Source organism: Methylobacterium guangdongense (genome assembly GCF_038442355.1).
Lineage (GTDB): Bacteria > Pseudomonadota > Alphaproteobacteria > Rhizobiales > Beijerinckiaceae > Methylobacterium > Methylobacterium guangdongense.
Map to the genome: position 1 here is coordinate 1 of NZ_JBBXMX010000032.1, position 23,289 is coordinate 23,289.

General features: G+C 63.1%; 35 protein-coding genes. 21 read left to right on the forward strand and 14 right to left on the reverse strand.

All coding sequences use genetic code 11. From position 1 onward, the window contains the following. The first annotated feature begins 419 nt into the window (after positions 1 to 419). The 6 genes from AAHG09_RS29335 (at position 420) to AAHG09_RS29360 (ending at position 4,101) form a co-directional block, all read left to right on the forward strand. Positions 420 to 1,133: a DUF4142 domain-containing protein gene (locus AAHG09_RS29335; RefSeq protein WP_342111459.1), complete on the forward strand. Its 714-nt coding sequence runs from the start codon at positions 420 to 422 to the stop codon at positions 1,131 to 1,133. Between the two features lie 296 nt (positions 1,134 to 1,429). Beyond that, positions 1,430 to 1,657: a hypothetical protein gene (locus AAHG09_RS29340; RefSeq protein ID WP_342111461.1), complete on the forward strand. Its 228-nt coding sequence runs from the start codon at positions 1,430 to 1,432 to the stop codon at positions 1,655 to 1,657. A gap of 7 nt (positions 1,658 to 1,664) precedes the next feature. Then, complete coding sequence (locus AAHG09_RS29345) at positions 1,665 to 1,841, forward strand: hypothetical protein (protein ID WP_342111463.1); 177 nt, start codon at positions 1,665 to 1,667, stop codon at positions 1,839 to 1,841. A 61-nt stretch (positions 1,842 to 1,902) separates the two neighbouring features. Further along, positions 1,903 to 2,169 (forward strand): hypothetical protein, encoded by a 267-nt coding sequence (locus AAHG09_RS29350; RefSeq protein WP_342111465.1) that lies wholly within the window; start codon positions 1,903 to 1,905, stop codon positions 2,167 to 2,169. Positions 2,170 to 3,474: 1,305 nt separating this feature from the next. After that, positions 3,475 to 3,735: a hypothetical protein gene (locus tag AAHG09_RS29355; RefSeq protein ID WP_342111467.1), complete on the forward strand. Its 261-nt coding sequence runs from the start codon at positions 3,475 to 3,477 to the stop codon at positions 3,733 to 3,735. 234 nt (positions 3,736 to 3,969) lie between these two features. Then, entirely contained in the window at positions 3,970 to 4,101 is a 132-nt protein-coding gene (locus AAHG09_RS29360; RefSeq protein WP_342111468.1) for a hypothetical protein, read from the forward strand. A 78-nt stretch (positions 4,102 to 4,179) separates the two neighbouring features. On the opposite strand, the gene AAHG09_RS29365 is transcribed toward AAHG09_RS29360, so the two are convergent. Together AAHG09_RS29365 and AAHG09_RS29370 are read right to left on the reverse strand one after the other, a co-directional pair. Beyond that, positions 4,180 to 4,374, reverse strand: a complete 195-nt coding sequence (locus AAHG09_RS29365; protein WP_342111470.1) for a hypothetical protein — start codon at positions 4,372 to 4,374, stop codon at positions 4,180 to 4,182. A gap of 34 nt (positions 4,375 to 4,408) precedes the next feature. Continuing rightward, positions 4,409 to 4,636: a hypothetical protein gene (locus AAHG09_RS29370; protein ID WP_342111472.1), complete on the reverse strand. Its 228-nt coding sequence runs from the start codon at positions 4,634 to 4,636 to the stop codon at positions 4,409 to 4,411. A gap of 208 nt (positions 4,637 to 4,844) precedes the next feature. Here AAHG09_RS29370 and AAHG09_RS29375 point away from each other — a divergent pair, with 208 nt between their 5' ends. From AAHG09_RS29375 to AAHG09_RS29395, 5 genes are all read left to right on the forward strand, one after another. Next, positions 4,845 to 5,114 (forward strand): hypothetical protein, encoded by a 270-nt coding sequence (locus tag AAHG09_RS29375; RefSeq protein WP_342111474.1) that lies wholly within the window; start codon positions 4,845 to 4,847, stop codon positions 5,112 to 5,114. Positions 5,115 to 5,351: 237 nt separating this feature from the next. Beyond that, positions 5,352 to 6,020 (forward strand): recombinase family protein, encoded by a 669-nt coding sequence (locus AAHG09_RS29380; protein WP_342111476.1) that lies wholly within the window; start codon positions 5,352 to 5,354, stop codon positions 6,018 to 6,020. A 195-nt stretch (positions 6,021 to 6,215) separates the two neighbouring features. Beyond that, on the forward strand, positions 6,216 to 6,899 hold the full coding sequence (locus tag AAHG09_RS29385; protein ID WP_342111478.1) for a ParA family protein: 684 nt from the start codon (positions 6,216 to 6,218) through the stop codon (positions 6,897 to 6,899). After that, positions 6,896 to 7,258 carry a stability/partitioning determinant gene (locus AAHG09_RS29390; protein ID WP_342111480.1) on the forward strand — a complete coding sequence of 121 codons (363 nt, stop codon included), beginning with the start codon at positions 6,896 to 6,898 and terminating at the stop codon, positions 7,256 to 7,258. Before AAHG09_RS29385 ends, AAHG09_RS29390 begins: the two co-directional genes overlap by 4 nt. 414 nt (positions 7,259 to 7,672) lie before the next feature. Then, positions 7,673 to 8,689 (forward strand): phytanoyl-CoA dioxygenase family protein, encoded by a 1,017-nt coding sequence (locus AAHG09_RS29395; protein ID WP_342111482.1) that lies wholly within the window; start codon positions 7,673 to 7,675, stop codon positions 8,687 to 8,689. 470 nt (positions 8,690 to 9,159) lie between these two features. On the opposite strand, the gene AAHG09_RS29400 is transcribed toward AAHG09_RS29395, so the two are convergent. From AAHG09_RS29400 to AAHG09_RS29420, 4 genes are all read right to left on the reverse strand, one after another. Next, positions 9,160 to 9,411 carry a hypothetical protein gene (locus tag AAHG09_RS29400; RefSeq protein ID WP_342111484.1) on the reverse strand — a complete coding sequence of 84 codons (252 nt, stop codon included), beginning with the start codon at positions 9,409 to 9,411 and terminating at the stop codon, positions 9,160 to 9,162. 5 nt (positions 9,412 to 9,416) lie between these two features. Beyond that, positions 9,417 to 9,746 (reverse strand): hypothetical protein, encoded by a 330-nt coding sequence (locus AAHG09_RS29405; protein WP_342111486.1) that lies wholly within the window; start codon positions 9,744 to 9,746, stop codon positions 9,417 to 9,419. Positions 9,747 to 10,397: 651 nt separating this feature from the next. Beyond that, positions 10,398 to 10,790 carry a type II toxin-antitoxin system VapC family toxin gene (locus AAHG09_RS29415; protein ID WP_342111487.1) on the reverse strand — a complete coding sequence of 131 codons (393 nt, stop codon included), beginning with the start codon at positions 10,788 to 10,790 and terminating at the stop codon, positions 10,398 to 10,400. Continuing rightward, positions 10,780 to 11,094: an AbrB/MazE/SpoVT family DNA-binding domain-containing protein gene (locus AAHG09_RS29420; protein WP_342111489.1), complete on the reverse strand. Its 315-nt coding sequence runs from the start codon at positions 11,092 to 11,094 to the stop codon at positions 10,780 to 10,782. The genes AAHG09_RS29415 and AAHG09_RS29420 overlap by 11 nt, the downstream gene beginning before the upstream one ends. A 302-nt stretch (positions 11,095 to 11,396) precedes the next feature. On the opposite strand from AAHG09_RS29420, the gene AAHG09_RS29425 reads away from it, so the two are divergent. From AAHG09_RS29425 to AAHG09_RS29435, 3 genes are all read left to right on the forward strand, one after another. Then, a complete protein-coding gene (locus AAHG09_RS29425) occupies positions 11,397 to 11,990 on the forward strand; it encodes a recombinase family protein (RefSeq protein ID WP_342111491.1) in 594 nt (197 codons plus the stop codon). A gap of 112 nt (positions 11,991 to 12,102) precedes the next feature. After that, entirely contained in the window at positions 12,103 to 12,579 is a 477-nt protein-coding gene (locus AAHG09_RS29430) for a hypothetical protein (RefSeq protein WP_342111493.1), read from the forward strand. A 227-nt stretch (positions 12,580 to 12,806) separates the two neighbouring features. Further along, positions 12,807 to 12,986, forward strand: a complete 180-nt coding sequence (locus tag AAHG09_RS29435; RefSeq protein ID WP_342111495.1) for a hypothetical protein — start codon at positions 12,807 to 12,809, stop codon at positions 12,984 to 12,986. Between the two features lie 444 nt (positions 12,987 to 13,430). On the opposite strand, the gene AAHG09_RS29440 is transcribed toward AAHG09_RS29435, so the two are convergent. Further along, on the reverse strand, positions 13,431 to 13,973 hold the full coding sequence (locus tag AAHG09_RS29440; protein WP_342111497.1) for an SEL1-like repeat protein: 543 nt from the start codon (positions 13,971 to 13,973) through the stop codon (positions 13,431 to 13,433). Positions 13,974 to 14,917: 944 nt separating this feature from the next. On the opposite strand from AAHG09_RS29440, the gene AAHG09_RS29445 reads away from it, so the two are divergent. Further along, a complete protein-coding gene (locus tag AAHG09_RS29445) occupies positions 14,918 to 15,205 on the forward strand; it encodes a hypothetical protein (protein ID WP_342111499.1) in 288 nt (95 codons plus the stop codon). Between the two features lie 432 nt (positions 15,206 to 15,637). After that, on the forward strand, positions 15,638 to 15,856 hold the full coding sequence (locus AAHG09_RS29450; protein ID WP_342111500.1) for a hypothetical protein: 219 nt from the start codon (positions 15,638 to 15,640) through the stop codon (positions 15,854 to 15,856). Positions 15,857 to 15,920: 64 nt separating this feature from the next. Here AAHG09_RS29450 and AAHG09_RS29455 read toward each other — a convergent pair whose 3' ends face one another. Both AAHG09_RS29455 and AAHG09_RS29460 read right to left on the reverse strand, forming a co-directional pair. Continuing rightward, positions 15,921 to 16,181: a hypothetical protein gene (locus AAHG09_RS29455; protein WP_342111502.1), complete on the reverse strand. Its 261-nt coding sequence runs from the start codon at positions 16,179 to 16,181 to the stop codon at positions 15,921 to 15,923. Between the two features lie 60 nt (positions 16,182 to 16,241). After that, positions 16,242 to 16,589, reverse strand: a complete 348-nt coding sequence (locus AAHG09_RS29460) for a hypothetical protein (RefSeq protein ID WP_342111504.1) — start codon at positions 16,587 to 16,589, stop codon at positions 16,242 to 16,244. Positions 16,590 to 16,930: 341 nt separating this feature from the next. Here AAHG09_RS29460 and ctrA point away from each other — a divergent pair, with 341 nt between their 5' ends. Both ctrA and AAHG09_RS29470 read left to right on the forward strand, forming a co-directional pair. Then, positions 16,931 to 17,632 carry a response regulator transcription factor CtrA gene (ctrA, locus tag AAHG09_RS29465; protein WP_342111506.1) on the forward strand — a complete coding sequence of 234 codons (702 nt, stop codon included), beginning with the start codon at positions 16,931 to 16,933 and terminating at the stop codon, positions 17,630 to 17,632. 90 nt (positions 17,633 to 17,722) lie between these two features. Beyond that, positions 17,723 to 18,241, forward strand: a complete 519-nt coding sequence (locus AAHG09_RS29470) for a Ros/MucR family transcriptional regulator (protein ID WP_342111508.1) — start codon at positions 17,723 to 17,725, stop codon at positions 18,239 to 18,241. Positions 18,242 to 18,259: 18 nt separating this feature from the next. On the opposite strand, the gene AAHG09_RS29475 is transcribed toward AAHG09_RS29470, so the two are convergent. Continuing rightward, positions 18,260 to 18,706, reverse strand: coding sequence for a Ros/MucR family transcriptional regulator (locus AAHG09_RS29475; RefSeq protein WP_342111566.1), 447 nt, complete (start codon positions 18,704 to 18,706; stop codon positions 18,260 to 18,262). Positions 18,707 to 19,400: 694 nt separating this feature from the next. Here AAHG09_RS29475 and AAHG09_RS29480 point away from each other — a divergent pair. Then, a complete protein-coding gene (locus AAHG09_RS29480) occupies positions 19,401 to 19,832 on the forward strand; it encodes a hypothetical protein (RefSeq protein WP_342111510.1) in 432 nt (143 codons plus the stop codon). Positions 19,833 to 19,844: 12 nt separating this feature from the next. On the opposite strand, the gene AAHG09_RS29485 is transcribed toward AAHG09_RS29480, so the two are convergent. After that, the gene (locus AAHG09_RS29485) at positions 19,845 to 20,036 is read right to left on the reverse strand and encodes a hypothetical protein (RefSeq protein ID WP_342111512.1); all 192 of its coding nucleotides are present in this window, start codon (positions 20,034 to 20,036) and stop codon (positions 19,845 to 19,847) included. A 126-nt stretch (positions 20,037 to 20,162) separates the two neighbouring features. Continuing rightward, the gene (locus AAHG09_RS29490) at positions 20,163 to 20,306 is read right to left on the reverse strand and encodes a hypothetical protein (protein WP_342111514.1); all 144 of its coding nucleotides are present in this window, start codon (positions 20,304 to 20,306) and stop codon (positions 20,163 to 20,165) included. Between the two features lie 195 nt (positions 20,307 to 20,501). Between AAHG09_RS29490 and AAHG09_RS29495 the strand changes: the two genes are divergently transcribed. Further along, positions 20,502 to 20,720 (forward strand): hypothetical protein, encoded by a 219-nt coding sequence (locus AAHG09_RS29495; RefSeq protein ID WP_342111516.1) that lies wholly within the window; start codon positions 20,502 to 20,504, stop codon positions 20,718 to 20,720. 8 nt (positions 20,721 to 20,728) lie between these two features. Here the strand turns inward: AAHG09_RS29495 and AAHG09_RS29500 are convergent, their stop codons facing one another. Continuing rightward, positions 20,729 to 20,926, reverse strand: coding sequence for a hypothetical protein (locus AAHG09_RS29500; RefSeq protein ID WP_412760107.1), 198 nt, complete (start codon positions 20,924 to 20,926; stop codon positions 20,729 to 20,731). A gap of 368 nt (positions 20,927 to 21,294) precedes the next feature. On the opposite strand from AAHG09_RS29500, the gene AAHG09_RS29505 reads away from it, so the two are divergent. After that, a complete protein-coding gene (locus AAHG09_RS29505) occupies positions 21,295 to 22,035 on the forward strand; it encodes a carbonic anhydrase (protein ID WP_342111568.1) in 741 nt (246 codons plus the stop codon). Positions 22,036 to 22,294: 259 nt separating this feature from the next. On the opposite strand, the gene AAHG09_RS29510 is transcribed toward AAHG09_RS29505, so the two are convergent. Further along, positions 22,295 to 23,191 (reverse strand): outer membrane protein, encoded by an 897-nt coding sequence (locus tag AAHG09_RS29510; protein ID WP_342111520.1) that lies wholly within the window; start codon positions 23,189 to 23,191, stop codon positions 22,295 to 22,297. Positions 23,192 to 23,289 lie beyond the last annotated feature (98 nt).

Here is a 23,289-nt window from a genome sequence, read left to right on the forward strand (position 1 = left end):
CTATGCTGGATCGCTCGACGGATCGCCTCCGTCGTTGTGGCGCTGCCGTGAAGAACCTGGCCCATAGCGCGTCCCTCCACTCCAGCGTGAAGAGTGCACCATCAAACCCTGGGATCAAACATCTAGGGCTATGAAGGCTCGACAGCGCACGACCGTCTCCTCGGCGACGCCAGCACATCGTAGTGATCGCCGGCGGCAAGCCTCAGAGTAGGCAATCTGTTCCAAGCTATGCCAGCTTGCTCTCGACCTCGGCAAATGCGTTCGCCTCAATCGGGAGGGGCCTGGTCAAGTTGAACCAGGAACCGACCACAGAATGCACCGTTGGAGCGTCGAACCGTGACCGTGATCGGGAAGCGTATCGTCGCTGCCGAACAACCGCCCCCGGAGCGGTCCGCACATCGAGCTTCCCGAGGTTGGCTATGTTCAAATCCTATGCAGTAGCAGCTGCCTTAGTGCTGTCCGTTTCGGCGCCGGCGCTGGCCCAGGGCTTCACAGAGTTCCGCGTCCGCTCCCTGGAGGCGAACGCCTACGAAATTCAGGCGGCTGAGATCGCACTTTCGAAAACCCGCAACCCAGCGGTACGTGCTTATGCGGAAGAGGCGATCCGCGATCATCGGTCCGCCAATGCCGCCCTAGTCGGCGGTGAGCGAAACTACGACCGGTTACAGGGAGCCGACGCCGGAGGCCCGGTGGGTGGCATTCTCGCGGCGCCGCTCGCGGTGGCTGGCGGTACGGTTGGCGCAGCGACTGGAGCCGCCGCCGGCGTGGTCGGCGGCACTCTGTCGGGCGGACCAGTCGGCGGGTTGGAGGGGGCAGGTACTGGAGCCGCCCGCGGTGCGCAGGTCGGCAGCAATGTCGGCCAGGGTGAGGTCGTGGATACCGGTTCCACCGTTGTCGCGCCGAGCCCAGCCCAGCAGGCGATGCTGTCGGACCTCTCGGCGACCCCGGCAGGCCCAGCGTTCGACAGCTTGTACGTCCAGCAGCAGCTGCAGTCGCATCAGCAGGCGATTGCCATGACGCGGTCCTACGCTGCGTCGGGACCGAGCCCGGTTCTACGCACCTACGCGCAGCAGGCGCTGCCGGTCTACGAGCACCACTACCGTGCGGCACAACAGCTGCAACAGGGTATGTAAAGCCCGACGTAGCGGCACACCCTAGCCTGATATTCTCGGAAGGCGGCGGGCATGGTCCCGTCGCCTTTTGCCTTCCCGACGCACATTGATTGGCTTGGCTCGTGCCCAGCCGGGCCGCCATATCACCACGGCTCGACCAGCCTGCAGTTCATCCTGAAGGACGGTAGCGCCGCCGGGATCCGGTTTCGGAAGCGGAGGGGATAGGTGATGAGGCTACCGGATCGTACCGCCGAGCATCTGAAGGCGAAGGGCCATCTGAAGTGATCGAGGGCAGCGATCCCGATAGGACAAAGCAGTTGGCGCAGGTCGCCGGCCTCGCGATATCGGTTGCTGATCGCATCATCTCCGCGCAGATCATGGGGCTCCAGATCCCCGATCAGCAGATTGCGGCCCTGACGCGTGCCGCCCGTCTCTTGAAGGATCAGGGCTTGGAATGGCCACCCTTGGTGGAACACGCTCTGCGTGTCGTCGCCGATGACCTGGTCACCGGGGATGAGCCCGAGATCAGCAGTGAAAGAGCGTAGCTGAAGCATGGCCACGCCTGAGCCCGACGAGCAATTCCGCGCTCGGCTGTTGCCCGTCGTCAGCGAGGAGCTTCGCCCCTTCGTGAGGATCGCGGTCGGCGCCGAGCTTGATGCCATGGGTCGCAAACACAATCGCTTCCGAACCGGCGTTCCGTTGAAGGGTCTCGACACCAAGCGGACATGAGTCGACAAACCGATGGTCGCCCGGTCGGTTGGCTCGGGTTACCGGCGGATCAAGGTGTCGCGTGTCAAAGACTGAGCTGTCGGAGCGCATCGGCCAGCTGCTGGAAGCGAAAGTCATCACGCAGGCCGAGCTTGATGCCGCGGTCGAGGCTTTTCTCACCAATCCGCAGGTCGGTGCGTTCGAAATTGCCTCCGGCTACGCTGTGGATCTGACAGCGGCCGTGAAGGCGGATCGGCATGCGACAGCCACCCTCAAGGAACCGACGGCCAAAAGCGGAAGCCGGCGAGCGGCAATCAGGTCCGCGCTCCTGCTGGCTAGGCTGATGTAGGGGAATGGCGCTAACCGCCGCCATCCCGTGGTCAGCTCAGGCGCCTGGGTAGAGATTGCCTGGCTGATCGGCATTCCGTTGGTGTGCCTCTAGTCACACCACTAGATCTGAAACTTGATTGCCTTGCGCCTCGTAGACGGCAGATGGCTCGTAAGCATCCGATCCCGGTAACGTACCTTACCTCTCGGGCCGTTCGTGTGAGCGTAGTGCCCTGCCCCACCCATACGGGCTGCTTCCGCTGGGTTGTGTCAACGGCAGACGGACTCTTCTGCGAGCAGTCAGCCTACCCCTACGCGACGAAGGCTGCTGCCATGATCGTCGGCCGGATCAGGATGGCTGATCTCGCCAACGGCCGACAGAGCATGGGGCCACTTACCACTGAACTGGAAAGCCCATGATCACGGCGGTCTTCACCATCGTGCGGCGCAGGCCAAGCATTGTCGCGTCGCTGGTCCATTTAATTACGGCCATTGTCGATTGGGCGATGATGTGTACTATTGGAAATTGGCCGGATTGAGGAAGCCCATCGGGTCTGGGTCAATCCGCGAAAGTCGCTGCTTCAACCGCAAACACCCAGCAGCGGGCCTAAGGCATTTCGAAGGCTGTCACTTTGGACTTCCGGCGCAGCTCGCCAACGCTGAAGATCTCTTAGGCCATGGCGTCGGATAGCGCGCTTGAGCCAAGCCGTTGAGAAGCCCTGTTCACGCTGAGTGCTGATTACGACAGATGTGCGATCGCGCGCGCCACGACGATGAGGAACGCGAACAGTAGAAGTATGGCGGCTATCGCCAGCTTGACGTGCGCCCACCCAGGATTTTCCTCAATCATGATCTGATTAGCTAGAGCTTAGTCGCCGGGCGGCCATATCATCACGGCTCGCCCGGTTGCCTCTCCGTACCCGTTCCCAGCGCGGGACGCTCGATGCTGGTATGCCCGCACAGCCCGCTAACCAGGTGGCCTCATCCTACGCGCGGGCCACGTTGCGTATCGGCCTACTGCTGGTGAGATCGGACGCTCCCCCGCCTCGTGAACAGATCGGGGCGGGGCCGAGCGGGCGTTTTGCGGTTCAGCAACCTTTCGGCCGTACTGCGGCGCCATGTCAGACCTTTTGCCGGCTATCGCCTCAGTGCCCGGGGCGTGCGCTTTGCACTCCGACCTCCTATGCAAGCGATCAAGCCGCTCATCGTCAGTGTCGAGTGCGGGATAGACCGGGAAGTCTCTTGATGCTTACGAACTTAAGGCACGTCTTCCTGTTCTCCAGAACGCACTTGCCCCTGTGCGATGCCCGAGATCGAGGACAGGCAGATGGATGACACCACCCTCCGCTTACGCGCTCGCGTGACGATCCTAGAGCAGCTGACCGTTCGCTTGTTTGCGATCCTTAGCACCGAACACGCATCCGAGGTCAAAGCCGTCGTCGCGAACCTCGATCAGACCATCAAGAATGCGAAGGGGTCCGAGCTGTTCGGGGCTGATCTCACGAACGAGAACCGGGACGATCTCTTCAACATGACCACGACCGAATGGGCCTGGATACGCGCTCAGATCCTAGATCCCATCAAGTAGCGCCATCTACGGGGCTTCGTACCCAAACTGGACCGCGCGGCCGCGTCGCGTACTTGGCCCGGCCGTGAGGAACGGCATCGAGCCTCGCCAGCCCGTGATAAGATCGGGCAGCGGGGCAGCACTCAGGATGCTTCTATGACTGCAATAGTCTCTCGTTCGGATGCGCTCCTGCACGCCCCGCTCTTACAGGCGGAGCGGCAGCTTGCGGAGGCTGAAGAGAGGCGCGGTCAGCAAATGCGCGTCCTGTCACGCCTCCCCCAGGGCTCGCCCGCGCGGGCCTACGCTGAGCACGTCCTGAACGAGATCGACAGGACGATCGTGCTCAGCCGCATGCATCACGAATTGATCCAGAACTTGCTGGCGTGATCGACATCCGTCCGCAGAGGACACGGGCAGACATGTCCCCGGCCACGAACTTCCACGACGGTTCCGGCGATCCGTGCCCTAGGCCAGCGCGATCAGCATCCGGGCGCGCGCCTTCGCCTCAATGTCGTTTGGGTCGGCATGCGGGGCGTCGGCAATGGCTCGTTCGACGATCTCCCGCGCCTGCGGGACCATCATGCCGATGCCCTGGATGAAGCCGCCGAGGCGCACCACCACACGCTCACGCAGTTGCTCATGGTCCGATTGCTCGCTCATCCCTGGACCGGGAAGCCGAGGATCACCGCGGTCTTCACCATCGTGCGGCGCAGGCCAGGCTTGGTTTCTCATTGGAAAGCAGTGCCTTGGCCTGCGAGTGCATCTCGATCGCCTTGGCGACATCGATGGTGTGGCCGGACTTTGAAGCGAAAGGCTTGGCGTTCTCATCCGCGAGATAGGCGGCGGTCGCGGCCTCAATCTCGTCGTCTGACACCTCGGACTTGCGGCTTAGGTCGGCGACGCTCGGTATCTCTTTGGCCATGGCGAGGAGCTACGGTGAGCCCCCTGCCCTGTCCACCGGCGTCCCCCGCGGCACAATCAGCCGTCTACGAGTCCGGCAAGCACCGGCGGACACTCCAAACTGGTGTTGCCGACCGAGCCATCGCCACAGCCGGGGGCGCCGGGCAACCGTGATCGCACCGTCGCAGTGCATAGCTTAAAAGTGGCGCACGGATCGATGGAGGCTGACAATGGCCAAGGACGATAAGAGCACGTTCCCCGGCGCCTTGAGAGACCACCAAGACGCGGTGAAGGCCGAGGCTGAGAAGGTCAGCACCAAGATCGACGAGGCGTTCGGGAAGCTGGCCAAGAAGATGCGCGAGCGGGCCGACAAGGCGAAGGGGAAAATGGGGGAGGCGCGGAAGCCCGAGAAGCGTGCGGTCCTACAGCGTCGCTTCGAACTTTATGCGGACGCAGCAACCCACCTCGAAGAGCGCCTCCCGCAGCGTGACGGCGATTGAGCGAGACCTAATGCCGGCGATCGGGCTAAGCCCTGGCAGCGGTTAGGGTGCAACCGGGCGGCCATATCACGGCTCGCCCGGCCTCGCTCACCCCGACCGTGCCCGCGGCGGATAATCCTGACATGGGTTCGGGGCCGAGCTTGGGGAAGCCTCGGTGTATCTCTGGCGCCATCGCGGGCGGGTGTTTCATCCGGTTAAACGACCATTCGTTCGGACGAGACACCCCGCAAATCCGGCATGGCTCACACGGCATTCGTCTCCTACTTGCGTGTCTCGACGGAGCGGCAGGGTCGATCCGGCCTCGGGCTGGAAGCGCAACGACGAGCCGTCGCCGACTTTCTGGCGGGTGGCTCCTGGCGTCATGTGGCCGAACTGGTCGAAGTCGAGAGTGGATCACGGGATGCCCGCCCTCGCCTATCCGAGGCTCTGGCGCTCTGCCGGCTGCACGGGGCGACGCTGGTCATCGCCAAGCTCGATCGCCTTTCGCGTGACGCTGCCTTTCTCCTGAACCTACAGAAGGCCGGCGTCCGGTTCGTAGCGGCCGACATGCCCGAGGCGAACGAGCTTGTGGTCGGCATCATGGCCGTGGTCGCCCAGGCCGAGCGTAAAATGATCTCCGCCAGAACGAAGGCAGCGCTGGCAGCGGCCAAGGCTCGTGGTGTGAGGTTGGGCAAGCCGGAGAACCTGTCGAACCGTGAAGCCGGCCAAGCACGCGGTCGGACGCAGCAGGCATGTCGAGCGGAGGAGCGTGCCCTGGATCTCGCACCGATGATCGCGGCCGCCAGGGCTGAGGGCGCTGTCTCTCTGCGCCAGATTGCAGCTGCGTTAAACAAGCGAGGCATCCCGGCGGCTCGGGGCGGGGCATGGTCGGCTGCGCAGGTACACCGGGTGCTAGGCGCAGCATAATGCCTAACTAAACCACAGGTCTACCTTTTAGCTATCTGGTAGCTACCAACTGTCTCTCTGGTACTAGAAGGCTACTTGGTATTTCTGAGCTACTGGCTAGCTATCGAGTGGCTAGCGGCTACCAGCCGATATCGGTTAGCTAGCTGTTAAGCTGCGCGTGACGTGGTGAGTGCGGCATCCGAAATCGGAGGAACCATGCCTGTCATAGCCTTTGCCAACCCGAAGGGTGGCTCCGGCAAATCGACCAGCGCGCTGCTTCTGGCGACCGAATTGGCTGTGAAGGGTGCCTCCGTCACTATCATCGACGCTGACCCGGAGCGATGGATCAGCCAGTGGGCGAGGCTTCCTGGGAAGCCCGACAACGTCACGATCATCAGCGACGTGACGGAAGAGAGCATCGTGGACGCTATCGATAGCGCGGAACGCGAAGCGGCCTTCGTGATTGTGGATCTGGAGGGCACGGCTAGCTTGTTGGTAGCTAATACTATCGGCATGGCTGACTTGGTGGTAATTCCCACGCAGGGATCGAGCATGGATGCCAAAGGCGCGGCAAAGACGATCCGCCTCATCCGCAACTCGGAGAAGTTGTCGAGGCGGCGGATCGCTCACGCTGTGTTGCTCACCCGGACCGGCGCGGCCGTGACCTCTCGCGCTCTGCGCAACGTGCAGGAGCAGTTGCAGGCTGGTGGCATCGAGATGTTCGAGACGGCGATCGTGGAGCGGGCTGCCTTCAGGGACCTATTTGATTTCGGCGGCACGCTGTCGGGGCTAGTCGCGACTCAGACGAGTAACCTCGAAAAGGCCATTCAGAACGCTCGCGAGTTCGCGGGGGAGGTGGTCTCGAAGCTCAAGGCAGCGAGCGCGAGGTCTGCAGCGTGACGGCCGGCAAAGAACGCGCCTCTCTCGGCTTCGGCGACGAACTCGACGACATCGATCCTTCAGCCTGGGCCAAACCGAAGCCCCGGAACGATAAGCCAGCCCTCGAAGTGACAAAGCAGGCAGCCGAAGCGACCGGCTTCCGTAGCCGGGAACCTGCCAAGATCGAGCTGGCGCTGGCGCTGGCGACGCCGCGGCAGCAGCGCCGCCGCCGGACAGGTCGCACGGCTCAATTGAACCTGAAACTAAAGCCGGAGACGATCGAGGCGTTTACCCGGGTCGCAGACGCACATGGCTGGGGGCTTGGCGAAGCGTTCGAACGAGCTGTCGACCTGTTAGAGCGAAGCAAACCTGAAAACTGATAGCTGGTAGCTGGTAGCTGGTAGCTACCAGCTTGCCACATCGGCCCATATGTACGGGTCTCGCCCGCATCATGGATCAGTCGGGCCACCGGGATCCGCGGACGGTGGTGGGCTACATCCGCCGGGCCAACGCCTTCAAAGGACATTCCGGGAGTGGATTTTTGCAACCATACGCCTTGATCCGGGCGACTTATCCTCCTCAATGGAAGGATCGTCGCATGCATGCAGCACGAGCGGAGGAACTGCCTGCTCATAACTTGTTCGTGAATTCTTTTCGCCCCGCTTTGGCGAGTCCCGTCTAGATTTCGCCCCGCTTGGTTGCTGACTTTAAGTTGACCGGCAATGGAAGGGCTGGTCCATCAGATTGCAGGGCTTGCAACAATGCCGATCGCTCAAACCGTTCGCAGCACTCTCATGTCGCCGCTTTGGCTGGCGCAGATCGCCTCCGGCGCTAAATCCTTCATCGACAACCCGATCCTCGGCTCCGAGCGCCTCAACCGCGCCGGCCTGCATACGCTGCGGGTGCGTCTGGCCCACGCCATGGCGGGTCTGCGCCGCCGCCAGCTCGCCTATCTGGTAAACCCCCAGGACCGGACCGACTTCGCCCGAGACGGCTTCATCAGGCGTGCGGACTTTATGCCTTCCACCCTGTACCGAGGGGTCTATGCCGAGGTCACCAGCATCACCGCCCAGGGTCGGGAGCAAATTCAGGGTGATACCGTCACCCGTCGCATCCCCCTTGATCCGGCGACGCTCACGCGGATGCCGGCCGTGCGCCAGCTCCTGGCGATGCCGGAGTGGAAGAACCTGCTGCGCTACGTGTCGAGCTTCAACTGCGAGCCGATCCTGACCGTGCAGACGATCCTGTCGCACGTCACTGACGCGCCACCGGACCCGCAGACCAACTTCCACATCGACACCTTCCACCCAACTATGAAAGCGTGGTTGTTCCTGACCGATGTCGCCGCCGACGAGGGGCCGTTCACCTACGTGCCTGGCTCGCACCGCCTGACCAAGCGGCGGCTCGCCTGGGAGCGGCGCACCGCCATCAACGCGGCGAGCGGCCTCGACCGGCTCAGCGGCCGCGGCTCGTTCCGGGCGAGCCCCGCCGAGCTGAAGCGGATGGGCTACGCTGATCCCGTAGCCTTCGCGGTTCCGGGCAACACGCTGGTGGTGGGCGACACGGTGGGCTTCCACGCCCGCGGACCGTCCCTGCGGCCGGCGGTACGTATCGAGGTCTGGGCCTACGATCGGCACAACCCGTTCCTGCCGCTCGCCGGCTTCGATGTCTGGTCGCTCACGGGCCTCGCCCGCTGGCGCACCCGGATCGAGTGGTGGCTGCTCGACCGACTTGAGCAGCTTGGCCTGCGCCGTAACGTCTGGCGCCCAGTGGGCCCGCTCACCGCCGACGCTCCGCCGCGAGTTGTGTGATCGATCGCATTTTGAATACGACCTGATAGACGGATGCCACCTCCGGGGCGTTTCTTTCGGTCCATCCGGGGCTGGTCATGCGTTTCGTGCCGGTATGTTGCCCGCACTGCGGGTTGTCGTTCAGCGTCGTCGTGTCCGACCGACACCGCTCTGCGCGCGTCGACCGGGACGCTTGGCGTGGGGTCTGCCCGCGCGCTTGCGAGGCCGTAGAGCCGCGGTTGTGCAACGACTTCCGTGCAGTGGTCATGTCGGTGCTGGGCGAAGGTGAGACACCAGTGCGCGTGGGCGAGACCCCTCCAAAGAAGCACAACCGAAAGCCTGGGCCGGGTCGCGGCCACAAAGGAAAGATGATTGTCTAAGCCATTAGGATCCGCGGGCGGTAGTCGACCACATCGGGTAAGCCAATGCTTTCAAGAGGCACAGCGGGAGTAGGTTCTTATAGGGAGCAAGAATTTCCAGGTTGGCCGCCCTCAATCCTCGGGCGTGACGCAGGTCCCCATGAACGCCTTCCGCTCCGGCCCTTCCCTGAGCTTCTGGACGTCCGCCCGCTGCCGGTAGCGATCGAGCACCGCTGGATCGACGGCTGATGCCGCTTCCTCACCGGCTGCTGCCGCGCCTGCTGCAGGCTTTCGAGGCGGGTCCGACATGTTCTGCGCATGCCCGGCCGCAGGAAGGTAGGCGAAGGCACCCAAAGCAGCGGTGAGCACGATCGAGCGGCGCATGATGATCAGGCCAATCCATCCTTGGCCGCCTCATCCGGATCGTTGGGCTTGCTCTCAGCCTCTTTGACCGGGTCCTTGCTTTCGGGCTCGCTGCCGGTCGTTGGGTCTGGCACGTTGACGTTTGGGATCGGCACCGTCGGCGGTACCACACTCACACCCGATGGCTTGTCCGTCTCGGCCATGGCCATATTGCTTTCCGTGACATTGAGCCGTCGCGCGGACCAAATCATCTGCCCGGCGTCGTTCCTCAGGGTCGCACATCCCGCGCGATTGGCAATCAGGGCTGCGAAGCGTGCATCAGCCTTCGCGATCACATCGTCATCCGTTCGCGCCACGATCTACTCGGTGGCGACCGAAAGCCCACTCGCGAAGCGGCGATGGATGGAGCATTCAAAATGGAACACAGCCATGTCGAACGACAGGCAACAGGCCTGCCAACTGGTCGCGCCCTGACATACGTGCAGCCATGAAGAAGCCCGCCACGGTAAACCGGGCGGGCTGAGGTGGTCCGTGGTCTCAGGAACGAACTGGGTGCTCCGCAGAGCAAGGTGCATTCCAGAGCTGTGCTCAGCATGTCACTTGTTGCCACCGCCCGCGCCACCTTGGGGCACGGCCCGAAAGGGCTGACCGGCGTTGCCGCCAGCCGCTGAGTTGTTGGTAATGGTGTCGGCGGGGCGACCAGTCGGAGTCTCTGTCACGGTTGCCGGAGAACCGGTCGAACCCGGCTGAGGGGCGGCGACACCCGGCGCGCCTGGAGCCGTCGCTGTCGGAGCCGCCGCTGGCGCCTGGGCGAAAGCTGCGCCCGAGAACAGCATCAATGGGATAGCTGTGACGAAAGTGCGATGGCGCATCTGAGGCTCCGTGTCGATGAAAGGCGGTAACGCGCGCGTGAGCGGAAACGTTTCCGCCACAGACCACCGTATCACCTAGCTGGGCGGGCACTTCGAGCGTCGGGTAAATGCTGCTTGTGTTGGTCCCTCCTGACCTCAACGGATGAGCTGCACCTCGACGCCGGCAGCGTCAGCGATGTCTTGCCAGGCGGTGTCGGCGGTGAGGGCGACGGCGCCGGAGCGCGCGGCGAGCGCGAGGCAGAGCCGATCCCCGATCCCGAGCCCCTTTAAGCGGGTCAGCGGCTCCAGCAGGGCAGCACGGATGGCGAGATCGTCGTCCACGGATGTGAGGGGAAACACGAGGCCGTTCCGCAAGGCTCTCACGGCGGCCTCATCTGCACCATTGCGGACCAGCCACCCGGCGACCTCGCCAAAATTCACCGTCGTCATCGTGGCGGTGCCGGTGAAGGCCTGTAGCACCTGTTCCCAACCGGGTTCCCGACGCAGGTAGGCGAGCAGCGCCGAGGCATCGAGAACGCTACGCGCCACGATCGGACTCCGTCGTGGTCGCGACCGCCTGATCTTGGGTGTCTATCGATCCTCCCTGCTCCTTGGCGGCTTCAGCACGTCGTGACGTGAGGAAGGCGCTTACCGAGGCACCATCGTCGGACAGGAAGGAGGAAGCTTGGGTCTGTAGCTCGGCCATGGCCGAGGCGACGGAGCGCACCCGAAGCTCGCCGTCCACCAGGGTCAGCACGACTGGCCCACCAGACTCCAGACTGAGGGCTTTTCGCGCTTGGGCTGGAATGATCAGCCGACCTCCGGCGTCGATTTTGGACAGCGTCGCATTCATGACATCATGATCCCATCAGCGCAGGCGAGCGCGGTCAACCGAGGACGAGCGACTACACATCACTTCCTTCCCAACCATCGATCGGATATTCGGCCGGCTCAAGTCGTATGCCATAAAATCCTGTTCTGGCAATTCTCTCGATGATGGTCACATCTGGGGCAATCGGCGTGCGTTGCGGGCGTGGAGGCATGGCCGGAACCGAACGGTTTCGGCCATGCCTCAGCGATATGGCCGAAACATAGGCTTGCGGTGGTTTCGGCCACGATTTAGTTTCGGCCATCGGTTTCGATCAGATTTGGGCCATGCCTCGCACCTTCGCCTACCTCCGGGTATCCACCCTTGGTCAGACCACAGATAACCAGCGCGAGGAGATCCGCGCCGCCGGCTTTCAGGTCGAGGCCAAGCGAGTGATTACCGAGACGGTGTCGGGGAGCGTCGCCACGTCACAGCGACGAGGGTTCACGAAGTTCGTCGATCGGCTCGAGGACGGCGACGTCCTCGTCGTGACCAAACTCGACCGCTTGGGCCGCAACGCGATGGATGTCGGGGGCACGGTCGCGCAGCTGGCCAAAATCGGCGTGCGCGTCCACTGCCTCGCCCTCGGCGGCGTCGACCTCACCAGTTCGACCGGTAAGCTCACCATGGGCGTGATCAACGCCGTCGCCGAGTTCGAGCGCGATCTGCTGATCGAACGAACCCAGGCAGGCCTGGCGCGCGCGCGCGCCGAGGGTAAAGCCATCGGACGTCCCGCGAGCCTGAGTGAGGAGCGACGTCGTATGGTCGAGCAGCGACTGCGCGAGGGCCAAGGCGCCTCGGCGATCGCGCGCGATTTCAAGGCGAGCCGAGCCACGATCCGGCGGGTGCAGGCCGCGATACGTCAGGCTGAGGTTGCGTGAGATCCTCGCCCGGAACGGCCGAGCGGCGGCGTGTCCTTCATGCTCTATCCAACCCTCGCCTTCTGGTTATCGAGCGAAAGCATAGGAACTCCTGGGGACGAAGCTGTCCGACATGACTGACAGGCCGATCACCCAACGCCAGCTCGCCGCTTCCCTGCTCGCCGCCGCGCACATCGCCGAGCGGCACGCGATCGCAGCCTTCGTCGCCGATGGGGCGACGCGGCCCGCGCCCAACCCGTTCGCGCAGACCAGCGCCGGAGCCGTGCGCCAGGTCTGGCGGCAGCGCGCCGCCGAGTTCCAATCGTTCGCCATCGCGGCGGCGGGGCTGCCCTGCCTGCTGACTGCCCTGTCCGGCCTGAGCATCGACGAGGCGCTGGTGCAGGAGATCCTGCGCGCCGGGCCCTACACGGCGAACGTGTTCCACCGGGGCGACGGCTGCCACATCGTCGGAGCTGTGCTCTACGGCAAACCCGGCGTCGATCTGCCGGCGGCCACCCCGGCGAAATCCAAGCGCCTCGCCCTCCGCCCGTCCGCACGCGGCCACCGCGCAACCGGACAGCTCGATCTGTTCGGCTCCGTCGGTATCTGATGTCCTCCTACGGCATGGTGATATCCACCCGGACACCGGCGAGGCTTCCCCCTCGCGATAGGCTCGCTCCCGCCCCGCACCGAAGATGCACAGGTGTGCACACTGCTTTTGACTTCAATTCCCAGCATCACCCAGCGCTGCCTTTTGCCGGGCTTTGTTGTGAGATGCTGGCAATTGTCATGATCGTCTTCGTTCGAGCATAACTCCGACCGGGTAACCGACACCTCATGGTGCGGGCGGAACTCGATGGATGGGCAGGGGACTTCGCCGCCAATCAAAGCTGCGGTGACGTCACCGTTCTGTTCGACCGGGTGGTGCTCCGGCATCTGCCCCGGATCGAGGCCTTTCTCGCTCGTGGCTTGATCTTCACCGTCCTGGCACACGCGATCACCCGCGCCGGCGTTTAGCGGAAGGGCGGCCGAACAGAGACAAACGTCCGACAATGTCGGCGCTGCCTCAGCCTTCTCCACGTTGCTGCGATCGGCGTCGGTTTAAGGGCACAAGGCGTGGCGACTGGTAGGCAACCAACTTCAGTGCGTGTGGTGTGATACCCCTGAGCTTGTGGCACATCAGTGGTACTTTGACTGGCACTCAGTGGCACTGAGTGGCCCTATCCGGGCAGGGCGCTCTTCGGAGCAACGCATCCAAATCGGTGGGCACCACCTTCGACCGCCGGCACGGGCTTGCGAGTTTCGCCCGCCTCTCCCGTACCGACTGAGGATCGCCGTGCCCGACCCTGTCACTTCTCTCCGCCCCGTTGGATCGGCAGTCCTCAGCTCCGCCGCAGTAAGCGCCAGATCAGTCGTCACCTGATCCGGCGCCGTCAGCATTGGGCGGCGGCGGGTGGTCCATCATCTCGAGCTGCTGCTTGGCGAAGTCGCAGGCCGCGAACTTCGGGCTGATCTCCAGGAGGCCTCGAACGCTGCCCGCGCTCGTTTCGGTTGCGACGCCACCCCTTCGCCATTGCGGTAGGCCTGCCCCAGCATGGCGCAGCCCCACGCCCTGCGCCGGTCGCAGTCGATGAGGAAGCTGCGATACTCGCACGCCTGCTTGTCCGCGAGCGGCACGGTGCGGAAGGGATCGTCACGATACTGACCGTTCCGGATGCCCGCGGCGCGGTTGGTGCAGCCGGCCGGGTAGCCCATCGCACAGGCCAGCGCGTGGAAGCGCTGACGATCGAGTTCGTCAGGGGTATCCAGCGAGTGGTGCTCGAAGGCCTGCGCGAGGTTGAAGCAGGCGGGTCCGTTGGCCCAGCCGACGCACAGGTCGTAGCAGTCGGCGGGGTGGAGCGCGCAGGTGCGCTCGGTGGGCTGGCGCGGCTCTGTAAGTCCGCGCCAGAACGGGCGTTCGCGCGCGAACGCGTCGGCTGGATAGGCTTCGAAGCTGCGCACCATGCGAGTTTCGACACGCATGCGTTCCGAGATCGGTGCGAGGTCGGCTATCACGCGCCTGCATCCGATGGCGGTAGGGGCGGTAACTCCGAAAGACCCAGCAGTACGCGCGCCCCCTGGATTGCCGCCACCGTCTCTGGAGCCGCTTCCTGCGCGCGTGCTCGGCGTTCCAGATCCGCCAAGCGGATCCCAAGTACCTCGGCCTGTCGTCGGTTCTGGTCAGGCGGGAAGTCGCCCAACAGGTCGATAAGCTCGACCATGAGCGATGGGGGTAGAACCGTCTCGGCAGGAAATTGCATGCGCCTGACCCTCCGCGACTCGGGCCGGTCATGGTGCGCCGTGTCGAGCACGCAAACGCCAACACAGTTTAGATCCGGGTCTTGCTATCAGCTAATGGTCACCCAGCATACCGAGCGGCCAGCATCGCCCAAGGGGTAGCACCAACCTACACGTGTTTTTGCGGGGTGAAAGTTCCTGCAGAAATTGTGAATTATCTTTGGCTACGTACTGCGACGGGGACGAAAACGGCCCAATGAAGTTATGAGAGGCAGGCTCCGAAGCGTGATGCCCTCTATGTTGCATGCAATCAGTCTGCTCTGTCGAATATTCAGTTCCGAATTCCCGCACGAGGACAGCGGAAGACACGTCGTTTTTCGAGGCGTCTCGATGCCGGTTTGTAGACTCGTCGCATTCTGCATCGTCGGCGTCATATGGGGCGTTTTGGTTAGCGCCATCGCCTACTGGATTGCTGTAAGTCTCATATGATTTTCGTCACAGGCCAAGATCTTTTGAATTGAATGCAGCCTTCCGCGTGCCCAGTCAGGTGACGAACCGTCGCTTTTGTCGCAATCAATACAGCATCGTTTAACACATGCTGCCGTTGTACCCTCCTAGCACTTTGTCGCTCGAAGAAGCTTGGCGAAGGGGGGTAGCGCTGGATGGCATATTTGCTGATCGCCCTGTTAGGGGCTGCCTGCGGAACGCTGTTGAGCTGGTACCTGCTCATCCCCATCGTCACTATGATCGCGCTCGCGACCGGGGTGGCTGGCGCAGTCAACGGGCATTCATTCAGCGAAGTTCTGATCGACACAGCCCTCATGGTCTTCGTTCTGGAGATAAGCTGGCTGGCGACCGTACTTACCGCCGCACGCTTGATCCACCGCGGGGCAAAGCCGAAGAAACGAGCGGACCGACCGACGGATCGGGATCACAGACGCTCGGAATACGAAGGGTAGTTCCCAACGCCCGAACTGCTGCAGCATCGTTCGGTGGAGTGCCACCGGCGCGCGGCTTGCGAGCGGGAGGGTTTGACATCGCCCCTGTTCGTGGTCATTCACACGAAGTGTGAAGGCAGGATCATGGACTGCCCGTGCACGAACAGACTGAACCCAATGGCAGCCGTCACGACGGCATCGACGTGGCGGTTGGCGGAAGTAATCCACTTCGTCATCGCAGGCCTCCTCATTAGCTCGGCTGTCCTGAAGCAGCCATATGACCAAACTCGATGTCGCGATGATCGCCCCAATTGTTGCATCGTAGCATTCCATGCTGTGATGGCTCAGAACGCAGAGGATCTGATCGCAGTCGAAGCTGTGTCTCGCACTGGCCCGCATAGAGAACCGTCAGCACTGTTGCAGAACGGTGCTCTTCACTCGATCGCAGCCTGCATGTCGGCCTTGCTGGCAAGTAGCGAGACTTTGGATCCAGGCAGCCCTGCCGCAATCGCGTTCAACCGAGCTATGCGCCGTTTCGGCGAGCAAGCCTTTGCGATTGGTGGGGGTGAAGCTCTGGACGACCTGCGCCTCCGCCTGGTCGATGAGGCGCCAGACTACGCCATGGCACGCAGAGCGATGCTGATCGCGGCGTGGTCCGGACTGGCGGAGTAGCTGCAGCCAGACCACCAACAGCGAACCGGCGGGGCTACACCCCGCCGCCAGCATCTACCCGTTTTCAGTATCGATCCCGCCGGGGTGGCCCATCCTCGTCGAACTCGCGCCGCCGCTCCTCGCGGCGGATCGCATCACGCCGCTCTTCCCTGAACTCCTCACGACGCTCTTCCCGGCGGATCGCATCGTCTTCGCGTTCGCGCGCACTGCGCGGGTCGATCCGCACGCCCCCCGGTCCGATGTCGATGCTCTGCGCGACTGCCGGCACAGATGGGACGGTGAGCAAGCCTGCCGCGATCAACCCTCCAGCGACGATGTGCTTCACGTCGGCCTCCTCCTAAGCTGGGCCGGTAACGGACTGCGTCCGATGACGTTCCAGCCCACTTCACCAGCCGAGCTTCAGCGATACCGTGATCGCGTTGGGTTCAGCTTTCCGTAGGGACGCGATCAGGTTCGTGAGCGTAGCGACCGCATCAGTCCGCGCAGGCGCCGCGAGGGTGTGAGATCGATCGAGATCGCCCGCCAAGGCGTCCGAAGCGAGATGTGCCTGAGCGATCATGTGCTTCAGAGCCGGCGTCGTGACCACCCAGCGCGGGATGTTTGCCGAGGCGTCGGCCGCCGTCGCTGCGACGTGATCGCCCATCCCGAGGCAGCAGTTCTCGACTGCATTCGTCCAGGGCCTCAGCAAAGTTGCCAGAACGGGCGGCAAGCCATCGACTTCCAGCAGCGTCACCCTCGTAGCTCGCTCACGCGCTTGAGGCATCAGGTGCCCTCCGTCTCTGGGGGAACCCGAGGGGTTGCACCAAGTATCCGCAATCTACTCCTGAGATGGAGTGGTAGGATCCATGACACCGCCACTGCGTCGTGGGCAGCAAATGCTTTCACGAGCCGATAGCGTTTTATCACATAGCGGAAAGCTGCACTGAGCAACGGTGTGCTGAACCCGACGCACTCAATGATTACACAACGCAAATGGGCCGCCCAGCCTACCACTATAAACTATTCTAGCGACTCAACCGTTAACAATTCGGTATCGTTTACGAGACATGATGCGTCTCAAATCGAGGTTGCATCATGCGCGTTCTGTTGGTCGAAGACGACGTCACCGTCGCGCAGAGCATCGAGTTGATGCTGAAGTCCGAGAACATCAACACCTACACCACCGACCTCGGTGAGGAGGGTATCGATCTCGGCAAGCTGTATGATTACGACATCATCCTCCTCGATCTGAACCTGCCCGACATGTCGGGCTACGAGGTGTTGCGCAATCTGCGCGTCGCCAAGGTGAAGACGCCAGTTCTCGTTCTGTCCGGTATGGGCAGCATCGAGGACAAGGTGAAGGGTCTCGGCTTCGGCGCCGACGACTACCTGACCAAGCCGTTCCATAAGGACGAGCTGGTGGCGCGCATTCACGCCATCGTGCGCCGCTCCAAGGGCCACGCCCAGTCGACCATCGCGGTCGACGATCTCGTGCTCGACCTCGACGAGAAGATGGCCTCGGTCGACGGCAAGCGCGTACCGCTGACGTCGAAGGAGTACCAGATGCTGGAGCTTCTCGGGCTCCGGAAAGGCTCGACCATCACCAAAGAGATGTTCCTCAACCACCTCTACGGCGGCATGGACGAGCCCGAGCTGAAGATCATCGACGTGTTCGTCTGCAAGCTGCGTAAGAAGCTCGCCAGCGCCAGCGGGGGTAAGAACTACATCGAGACCGTTTGGGGCCGCGGCTACGTGATGCGTGAGGGCGCACCTGAGATGCGAGCTTTAGCGAGCTGAAATTCGGATAGTAGAGACCAAACCAGGAACGCAGGTTGATTTTTCCCGTCCGATAGCAAAGATGGCTCGCTTCACTGAAGCAGGTGCATCGTGAGCGACAACTCAGTGTCAAATCCAGCTAAAGCCATCGATCATATCGAACTGACGACGAACCTCGTCGCAGCCTACGTGTCGAACAACCACATACAATCGAGCGAAATCGGTTCCCTGATTGCCAGCACACACGCTGCGCTCACCGGACTCGGCACCCCTGACATCACCGCTGCTGCGCCGGTCGATAGGCTGACGCCCGGTCAGATCCGCAAGTCGATCACCCACGACGCGCTGATCAGCTTCGAGGACGGAAAGAGCTATAAGACGCTCAAACGGCACCTGACGAAGCTCGGCCTGAGTCCTGAAGCCTATCGTGAAAAGTGGGGCCTTCCGCGGGACTACCCGATGGTGACCACCCGCTACTCCGAAATGCGCTCAGCACTCGCCAAGAGCGCGGGCCTCGGCAGCCTGCGCAAGAAAGTCGTTTCACAGAATGTGGAGCCTGCCGAGGCCGCCAACGAGAAGCCGAAGCGGGCCGGCAGGTCGAAGAAGACCGAGGCGCATGACATAGCCTGACGTTAGCAGTTCAGGCGGTCATCCATGCTTTCGCCCGCGCTCAGCCATGCCACCGGGCCGACCGAGCCCTATTGCTTTAGCGAGCGCGGAGCGCTTCTCAGCGTAGCTGGGGGCGACCATCGGATAGTTTGCCGGCAGACCGTAGCGGTCGCGATACGACCGCGGATCGAGCCCATAGCCGGTCAGGTGGCGCTTGAGCGTCTTGTAGCTCTTGCCGTCGATGAAGCTGACGATACCGTCGGAGCGGACCGACTTGCGGATTTCGGTCGAGCTGGACTTATCAACATCTGTGTCGGGCGTCGGCGCTGACGTGCCAAGATGTAGATTAACCAGGGCTCCGTGGACGCTCTCGATCAACTTCGGAAGCTCGGCGACAGGAACAGAGTTCTTCGCAACGTAGGCCGAGACGATTTCGCCGGCTAACTCTGCCAAACCTGAGCCGGAACTGTGAATATTTTCGGACATAACACCATTTATTCCATTACTTGCGGGCATTCCTCCATCCGAAGTGATATTCCACGCGAGTTTAACAAGGCGGAACGACGTTGAGTCGCATATATAGGCGAAACTGTCACACCCTCAGACCTAAATACTTGACCGTATTGCGGCGGTATCATCGAGCCTCGCACTGCCCGCACCGGTATGACGGCAGCCGGACGTCGGGCCGAACGACGCGCATAAGGTGAGGCACAAGCCCTGATCGAAAGGTCAGAAAGGGAAGGTTGCCCGAGCGTCCCTGTCAGCCACCGATACGATATACCGGGGGAGGGCGGGGGTCAGGGTTCAGGGGTCAGCCGCTGATCGAGAACGGCGTTACCTAATCTGCGGTTCAGCGACACCAAGAGGCGGCTCCACACCATCGCATAGGAGCCCGATCGATAGTTCCAGTCGTGGTGGGATCCGCAGACGGCAGGTGCGCTACGGCTCGTTCTGCGGGTCGATTAGCCTCTACCAGCATAGAGCCCGAGAAGCAGCAGAGAGCGAGAACGGCGATCCAAAGAGCGCCCTTCAGGGTTCGAAGCGTTCGCCGAGACATAGCGGCGATGCTGGAGGCTGTGGGTTAGCAAACCCTTGCAACGCTCGACGGCCATCGGACCAACTTCCCTTGAGTGGATCGCATGGATACCGTCCGTGATCGATCGGCCGCATCGCGCTCGGCATGCATTCGACCTACGATCCTTTCGTCGTTGCCCCGCTGATGAAAGCACGCGGTGCGGCCGCCGGAGACGTGGTTATGCGCTGCCAAGCCCCTGTTGCCCTGACCCTCGCCGCTGGTCTCTATGCCCCGCCCAGCCACGCCCAAACCCAGGACGAGCAGGCCCTGGCCCTGCTGCGAGCGTCCAGCGCGCAATCGGCTATCATCACGTTCTGCGGCAAGCACTTCGCGATCGACGGGACGACCGCCCTGCGGGTCTCACAGACCGCGCGTGACGTGGCCACCAAGGTACTCGGTCCCAAACGGGCCAACGCCGCCTTCACGGACGAACTGGCGCGGCGCTACGCCGAGGTGAAGGAGGTCGGTGCGCAGCAGTGGTGCACCGACCAGCGCGATGAGCTTTCGAACGGCGAGGTCCGGATCTTCAAGGATTGAGGCGCAGGCGGCTTAATCGTCGCCGTCACCATCACCACCGTCCAGCAACCAGTCGAGCAGATCCACCCCGGCATCGGCGGTCGTGTCGCCGTCTGCCTTGCCCTGGGGCTTCGCGGCATGCTGTGCTCGCACCTCGGCGAACAGATCACGAGCCAGCCGGTCCAGTTCCGCGTCGGACAGCTTCCGCTCTGGCAGGACTGGCATAGAGGCCTCTTTCGTATCAACCGCTCAGCCCCGCCCCGATCTGCCCACGGGGCGGGGGAGCGTCCGATCTCACCCGCGATTGGGCCGATACGCAACTTGGGCCAAAAGAACAGTGCCAGGGCGCGGTTAGCGAGCTGTCAGCAGGACCGGTCGAGCCTTGTGCCGGAACAGGCCGCGTAGAGCCCGGAACGGCAGGCTCATCAGCCGATAGAGGGCGTGGGCGACCATGACTGCGAGAACGGCCAGTAGGGCCAGCAGAGTGTTGCGCAACGTAGGTACTCCTGGCGGCATGAACATAGCGGGCCGCCCCCGCTATTGTGCTCAGGAGGCACGCCGATCGCGGCGGGATTGTGAGCGACCAGGCTATGCCCATCCGCATGGTTGACAGGTTTACCCCATGTCGGACCCGTGAGACCTGCGTACGATCACGATGACGGACAGCCTCTCGGCCCATAAGCCGGCAACATGTCGAAGCCGCCGAAGCGCCGCACCTACCTCGTATCCGTGTCTCAGAAGCACGAACCGGTGCGCGTGTACGCCGTATTGGCGACCACCCCGGACGAGGCGCTGGAAGCTATCGCACTGAACGTCTTGCCTAAGGCGCAGCTGGAGATCGTCGGCGGTCTGTCGCGCGACGCAGCGAAACGGCTGGGAGTGAAGCTGGGCGAGCCGCTTTTGGTGTAGGTGGCTTGTCAGCCTGTTCGCAGGTTGCGCGTTCTCAGCTGCGCAGCCTCTTCCCGCCACGCATCGCGCTCGGTCCGCATCGCCTCCACCAGGGCATGCATGTTGCCGGCGTCGATCGCGGTCTCGATAAGCATGTTTTGAGCTGAGGCCAGTTGCTCACGGAGCTCGGCGTTCTCGGTCGCCAACGCCAGCAACAGGGCGGTCATCACATCGCCCATTCCCGCACCCGGGCACCGTGAAGGTAGCGCGTTTATCTGGGCTCAAGCTCGGCCGCAATCGCGTCCGGTCATAGCGACTGCACCGGCGAGGCCGCACCGGAGCCGATCGCGAACCCAACCCCGGTGCTGCTCTTCCGGCGCGCAGCCGAAGCCGATCGCTGAGGGTTATGGTGGACCAAGACGCTTAACAGACCATGCGTGTCGCGAGGCCATCAGCAGCTGTTCTATACCAGGCGGAAACCTCCACACGGCGGCACAGAACATCTGGGATTAAAAGAGGACGCCGATCGTTCGAGATGCCATCAGCGCGAACCGCCAATGCCGGGTTTAAGCGAAGATTGAGGGGGATCGGCTCGATGCATATCAATTGCGACTGCTGCGCCGCGGACAGCTCGCTACGGTTCGGCCGCCGGAGCCTCTTGATGGGGGCGGCCAGCGTCTTCGCTGTGACTGCCCTACCGAATGCCGCTGCGCGGGCTGCTTCACCCGTGGCGAAGACTGCGCTGGCGCCAGCCGAAGCCCTCAAGCTCATGAAGGAGGGCAACGAGAACTTCCGGAACGAAGCCCCGTCCCTGGCGGCAAATGGCCGTGAGCGACGTCTGGAACTCGCCCGTGGGCAAGCACCGTTCTGCGTGCTGGTCGGCTGCTCTGACAGCCGGGTCTCGCCCGAGATCCTGTTCGGACGCGGGCTCGGCGAGCTGTTCATCGTCCGGAACGCCGGCAACACGGTCGATACGGCCGCTTTGGGCAGCATCGAGTATGCCGTGGGCGTCCTGGGTGTCCCGCTCGTGATCGTGCTCGGTCACCAATCCTGCGGCGCCGTCGCGGCCGCGGTCGACGTGGTGCAGAAGAACGCGACCTTCCCGGGCGTCATCGGCGAGATGGTTCAGCCGATCGTGCCGGCCGTGCTGGAAGCCAAGAGCCAGGATGGCGACCTCTTAGAAGCGTCCGTTCGGAACAATGCGCGCCGCGTCGCCAAGCGACTGACGACCCAAAGCCTCGTCATCAAAGACGCGCTCGATGCTGGGAAGGTCAAGGTTGTCGGTGCGCGCTATGGCCTTTCCGACGGCCACGTTGAGTGGATGGAGGATATCTGAGGCGCGACGTAGCTCAGCGAGCTGAGCCTCAGGACATCACCGCGGCCGCCCTTCCGTGCATCGACAAACAAGAAACACCCCAGGAGCACAGCTCCCAGGGTGCTGCCGATCTAGCGGCCAGTTTGATCAGGCTGGAATGCGAAGGTCAGTCGGAGGAGGGGACTGCTCTTCGGCGGCAGAGAGCGACGAGGAGGACCAACTACCCCTCGCCCGCCACCGCACCTCCCAGCGTTGCAGGCGGGAGCAGCGCGACCGGATCTCAGTAGGAGCCGAACTTGTAGTTCAGGCCGGCGCGGGCGACGGCGAAGTCGTTCGTGTTCCGGTTGCTGGCGGCAGTCGTGTAGACCGGTAGGACGCCGGCGGCGGTAACGGCAGCGCCAACCAGCGGCAGGCTGGTGCGGTTGCGGTCGAGGCTGACGTACAGGCCTTCGACCTTGAACGTCACAGCCGAGGAGCGGAAGAAATTCAGGAACGAGTCGGTGGGCAGCGCGAACTCGGCACCGCCGCCGACCGCGTAACCGGTCTTGAAGTCGTCGCGGCGACCAGCGAAGTTCTGAAGGCCGATGCGGGCGCCGTCATCGGTGCCGGTGGCGTAGGCGAAGCCGCCGGTGGCGTACACAAGGGTACGGTCGAAGGCGTAGCCGAGACGACCACGCACGGTGCCGAAGAAATCGATCGTGTTGAGGGTACCATTGACCGGCAGGAAATTGGCAGCGATCGCGCCGGTATTGGCGTAGCGCGGACGACCACCAAAATCGAGGTATTGCGCGTCAGCCTCGAAGCCGATCACGACGCCCGAACCCGGGGTGAACTGGTAGTTGTAGCCGATCTGGCCGCCGCCAGAGAAACCCTCACGGTTGTTGCGGTTGTAGATCAGCGTGGAGCCGTTCGGCGCCAGCGCACGGAAGGGGACCAGAGCACCCGTGGCGGTCTGCACAACCGGGCTACCGTTGGTCTGGACGAAGCCGCGGTTGTTGTCGCTGCTGGAGGCGTCGAAGGCGTAGCCGGCGTTGATACCGAAGTAGGCGCCGGTCCAGGTGAACACCGGCACCGGGGTGAACACCGGCGGCGGAGCAGCGCGGCGCGGCAGGTCGGCGGCCGAGGCTGCAGCGGTCAGGGCGGTGAAGGCGGCCAGCGAGGCCAGGAGCGTCTTCATGACTGGGGGATTTCCGTCAGATGGCTTGATCTGAGCGGAACGTACCCGACCAGCTACAGCAAAGATGTATCTCGCCGGCCACACTTGCGGCAGGAATA

Coding starts and splice junctions, on each gene's coding strand:
- AAHG09_RS29365 (WP_342111470.1), bottom strand. CDS start 4,374: ATGAGCGAGCAATCGGACCATGAGCAACTGCGTGAGCGTGTGGTGGTG.
- ctrA (WP_342111506.1), top strand. CDS start 16,931: ATGCGCGTTCTGTTGGTCGAAGACGACGTCACCGTCGCGCAGAGCATC.
- AAHG09_RS29420 (WP_342111489.1), bottom strand. CDS start 11,094: ATGAATGCGACGCTGTCCAAAATCGACGCCGGAGGTCGGCTGATCATT.
- AAHG09_RS29510 (WP_342111520.1), bottom strand. CDS start 23,191: ATGAAGACGCTCCTGGCCTCGCTGGCCGCCTTCACCGCCCTGACCGCT.
- AAHG09_RS29375 (WP_342111474.1), top strand. CDS start 4,845: ATGGCCAAGGACGATAAGAGCACGTTCCCCGGCGCCTTGAGAGACCAC.
- AAHG09_RS29475 (WP_342111566.1), bottom strand. CDS start 18,706: ATGTCCGAAAATATTCACAGTTCCGGCTCAGGTTTGGCAGAGTTAGCC.
- AAHG09_RS29505 (WP_342111568.1), top strand. CDS start 21,295: ATGCATATCAATTGCGACTGCTGCGCCGCGGACAGCTCGCTACGGTTC.
- AAHG09_RS29360 (WP_342111468.1), top strand. CDS start 3,970: ATGCGCGTCCTGTCACGCCTCCCCCAGGGCTCGCCCGCGCGGGCCTAC.
- AAHG09_RS29500 (WP_412760107.1), bottom strand. CDS start 20,926: ATGACCGCCCTGTTGCTGGCGTTGGCGACCGAGAACGCCGAGCTCCGT.
- AAHG09_RS29435 (WP_342111495.1), top strand. CDS start 12,807: ATGGTGCGGGCGGAACTCGATGGATGGGCAGGGGACTTCGCCGCCAAT.
- AAHG09_RS29380 (WP_342111476.1), top strand. CDS start 5,352: ATGGCTCACACGGCATTCGTCTCCTACTTGCGTGTCTCGACGGAGCGG.
- AAHG09_RS29385 (WP_342111478.1), top strand. CDS start 6,216: ATGCCTGTCATAGCCTTTGCCAACCCGAAGGGTGGCTCCGGCAAATCG.
- AAHG09_RS29355 (WP_342111467.1), top strand. CDS start 3,475: ATGGATGACACCACCCTCCGCTTACGCGCTCGCGTGACGATCCTAGAG.
- AAHG09_RS29450 (WP_342111500.1), top strand. CDS start 15,638: ATGTCGGCCTTGCTGGCAAGTAGCGAGACTTTGGATCCAGGCAGCCCT.
- AAHG09_RS29430 (WP_342111493.1), top strand. CDS start 12,103: ATGACTGACAGGCCGATCACCCAACGCCAGCTCGCCGCTTCCCTGCTC.
- AAHG09_RS29335 (WP_342111459.1), top strand. CDS start 420: ATGTTCAAATCCTATGCAGTAGCAGCTGCCTTAGTGCTGTCCGTTTCG.
- AAHG09_RS29400 (WP_342111484.1), bottom strand. CDS start 9,411: ATGCGCCGCTCGATCGTGCTCACCGCTGCTTTGGGTGCCTTCGCCTAC.
- AAHG09_RS29370 (WP_342111472.1), bottom strand. CDS start 4,636: ATGGCCAAAGAGATACCGAGCGTCGCCGACCTAAGCCGCAAGTCCGAG.
- AAHG09_RS29395 (WP_342111482.1), top strand. CDS start 7,673: ATGTCGCCGCTTTGGCTGGCGCAGATCGCCTCCGGCGCTAAATCCTTC.
- AAHG09_RS29480 (WP_342111510.1), top strand. CDS start 19,401: ATGCATTCGACCTACGATCCTTTCGTCGTTGCCCCGCTGATGAAAGCA.
- AAHG09_RS29345 (WP_342111463.1), top strand. CDS start 1,665: ATGGCCACGCCTGAGCCCGACGAGCAATTCCGCGCTCGGCTGTTGCCC.
- AAHG09_RS29425 (WP_342111491.1), top strand. CDS start 11,397: ATGCCTCGCACCTTCGCCTACCTCCGGGTATCCACCCTTGGTCAGACC.
- AAHG09_RS29440 (WP_342111497.1), bottom strand. CDS start 13,973: ATGGTGCGCAGCTTCGAAGCCTATCCAGCCGACGCGTTCGCGCGCGAA.
- AAHG09_RS29485 (WP_342111512.1), bottom strand. CDS start 20,036: ATGCCAGTCCTGCCAGAGCGGAAGCTGTCCGACGCGGAACTGGACCGG.
- AAHG09_RS29495 (WP_342111516.1), top strand. CDS start 20,502: ATGTCGAAGCCGCCGAAGCGCCGCACCTACCTCGTATCCGTGTCTCAG.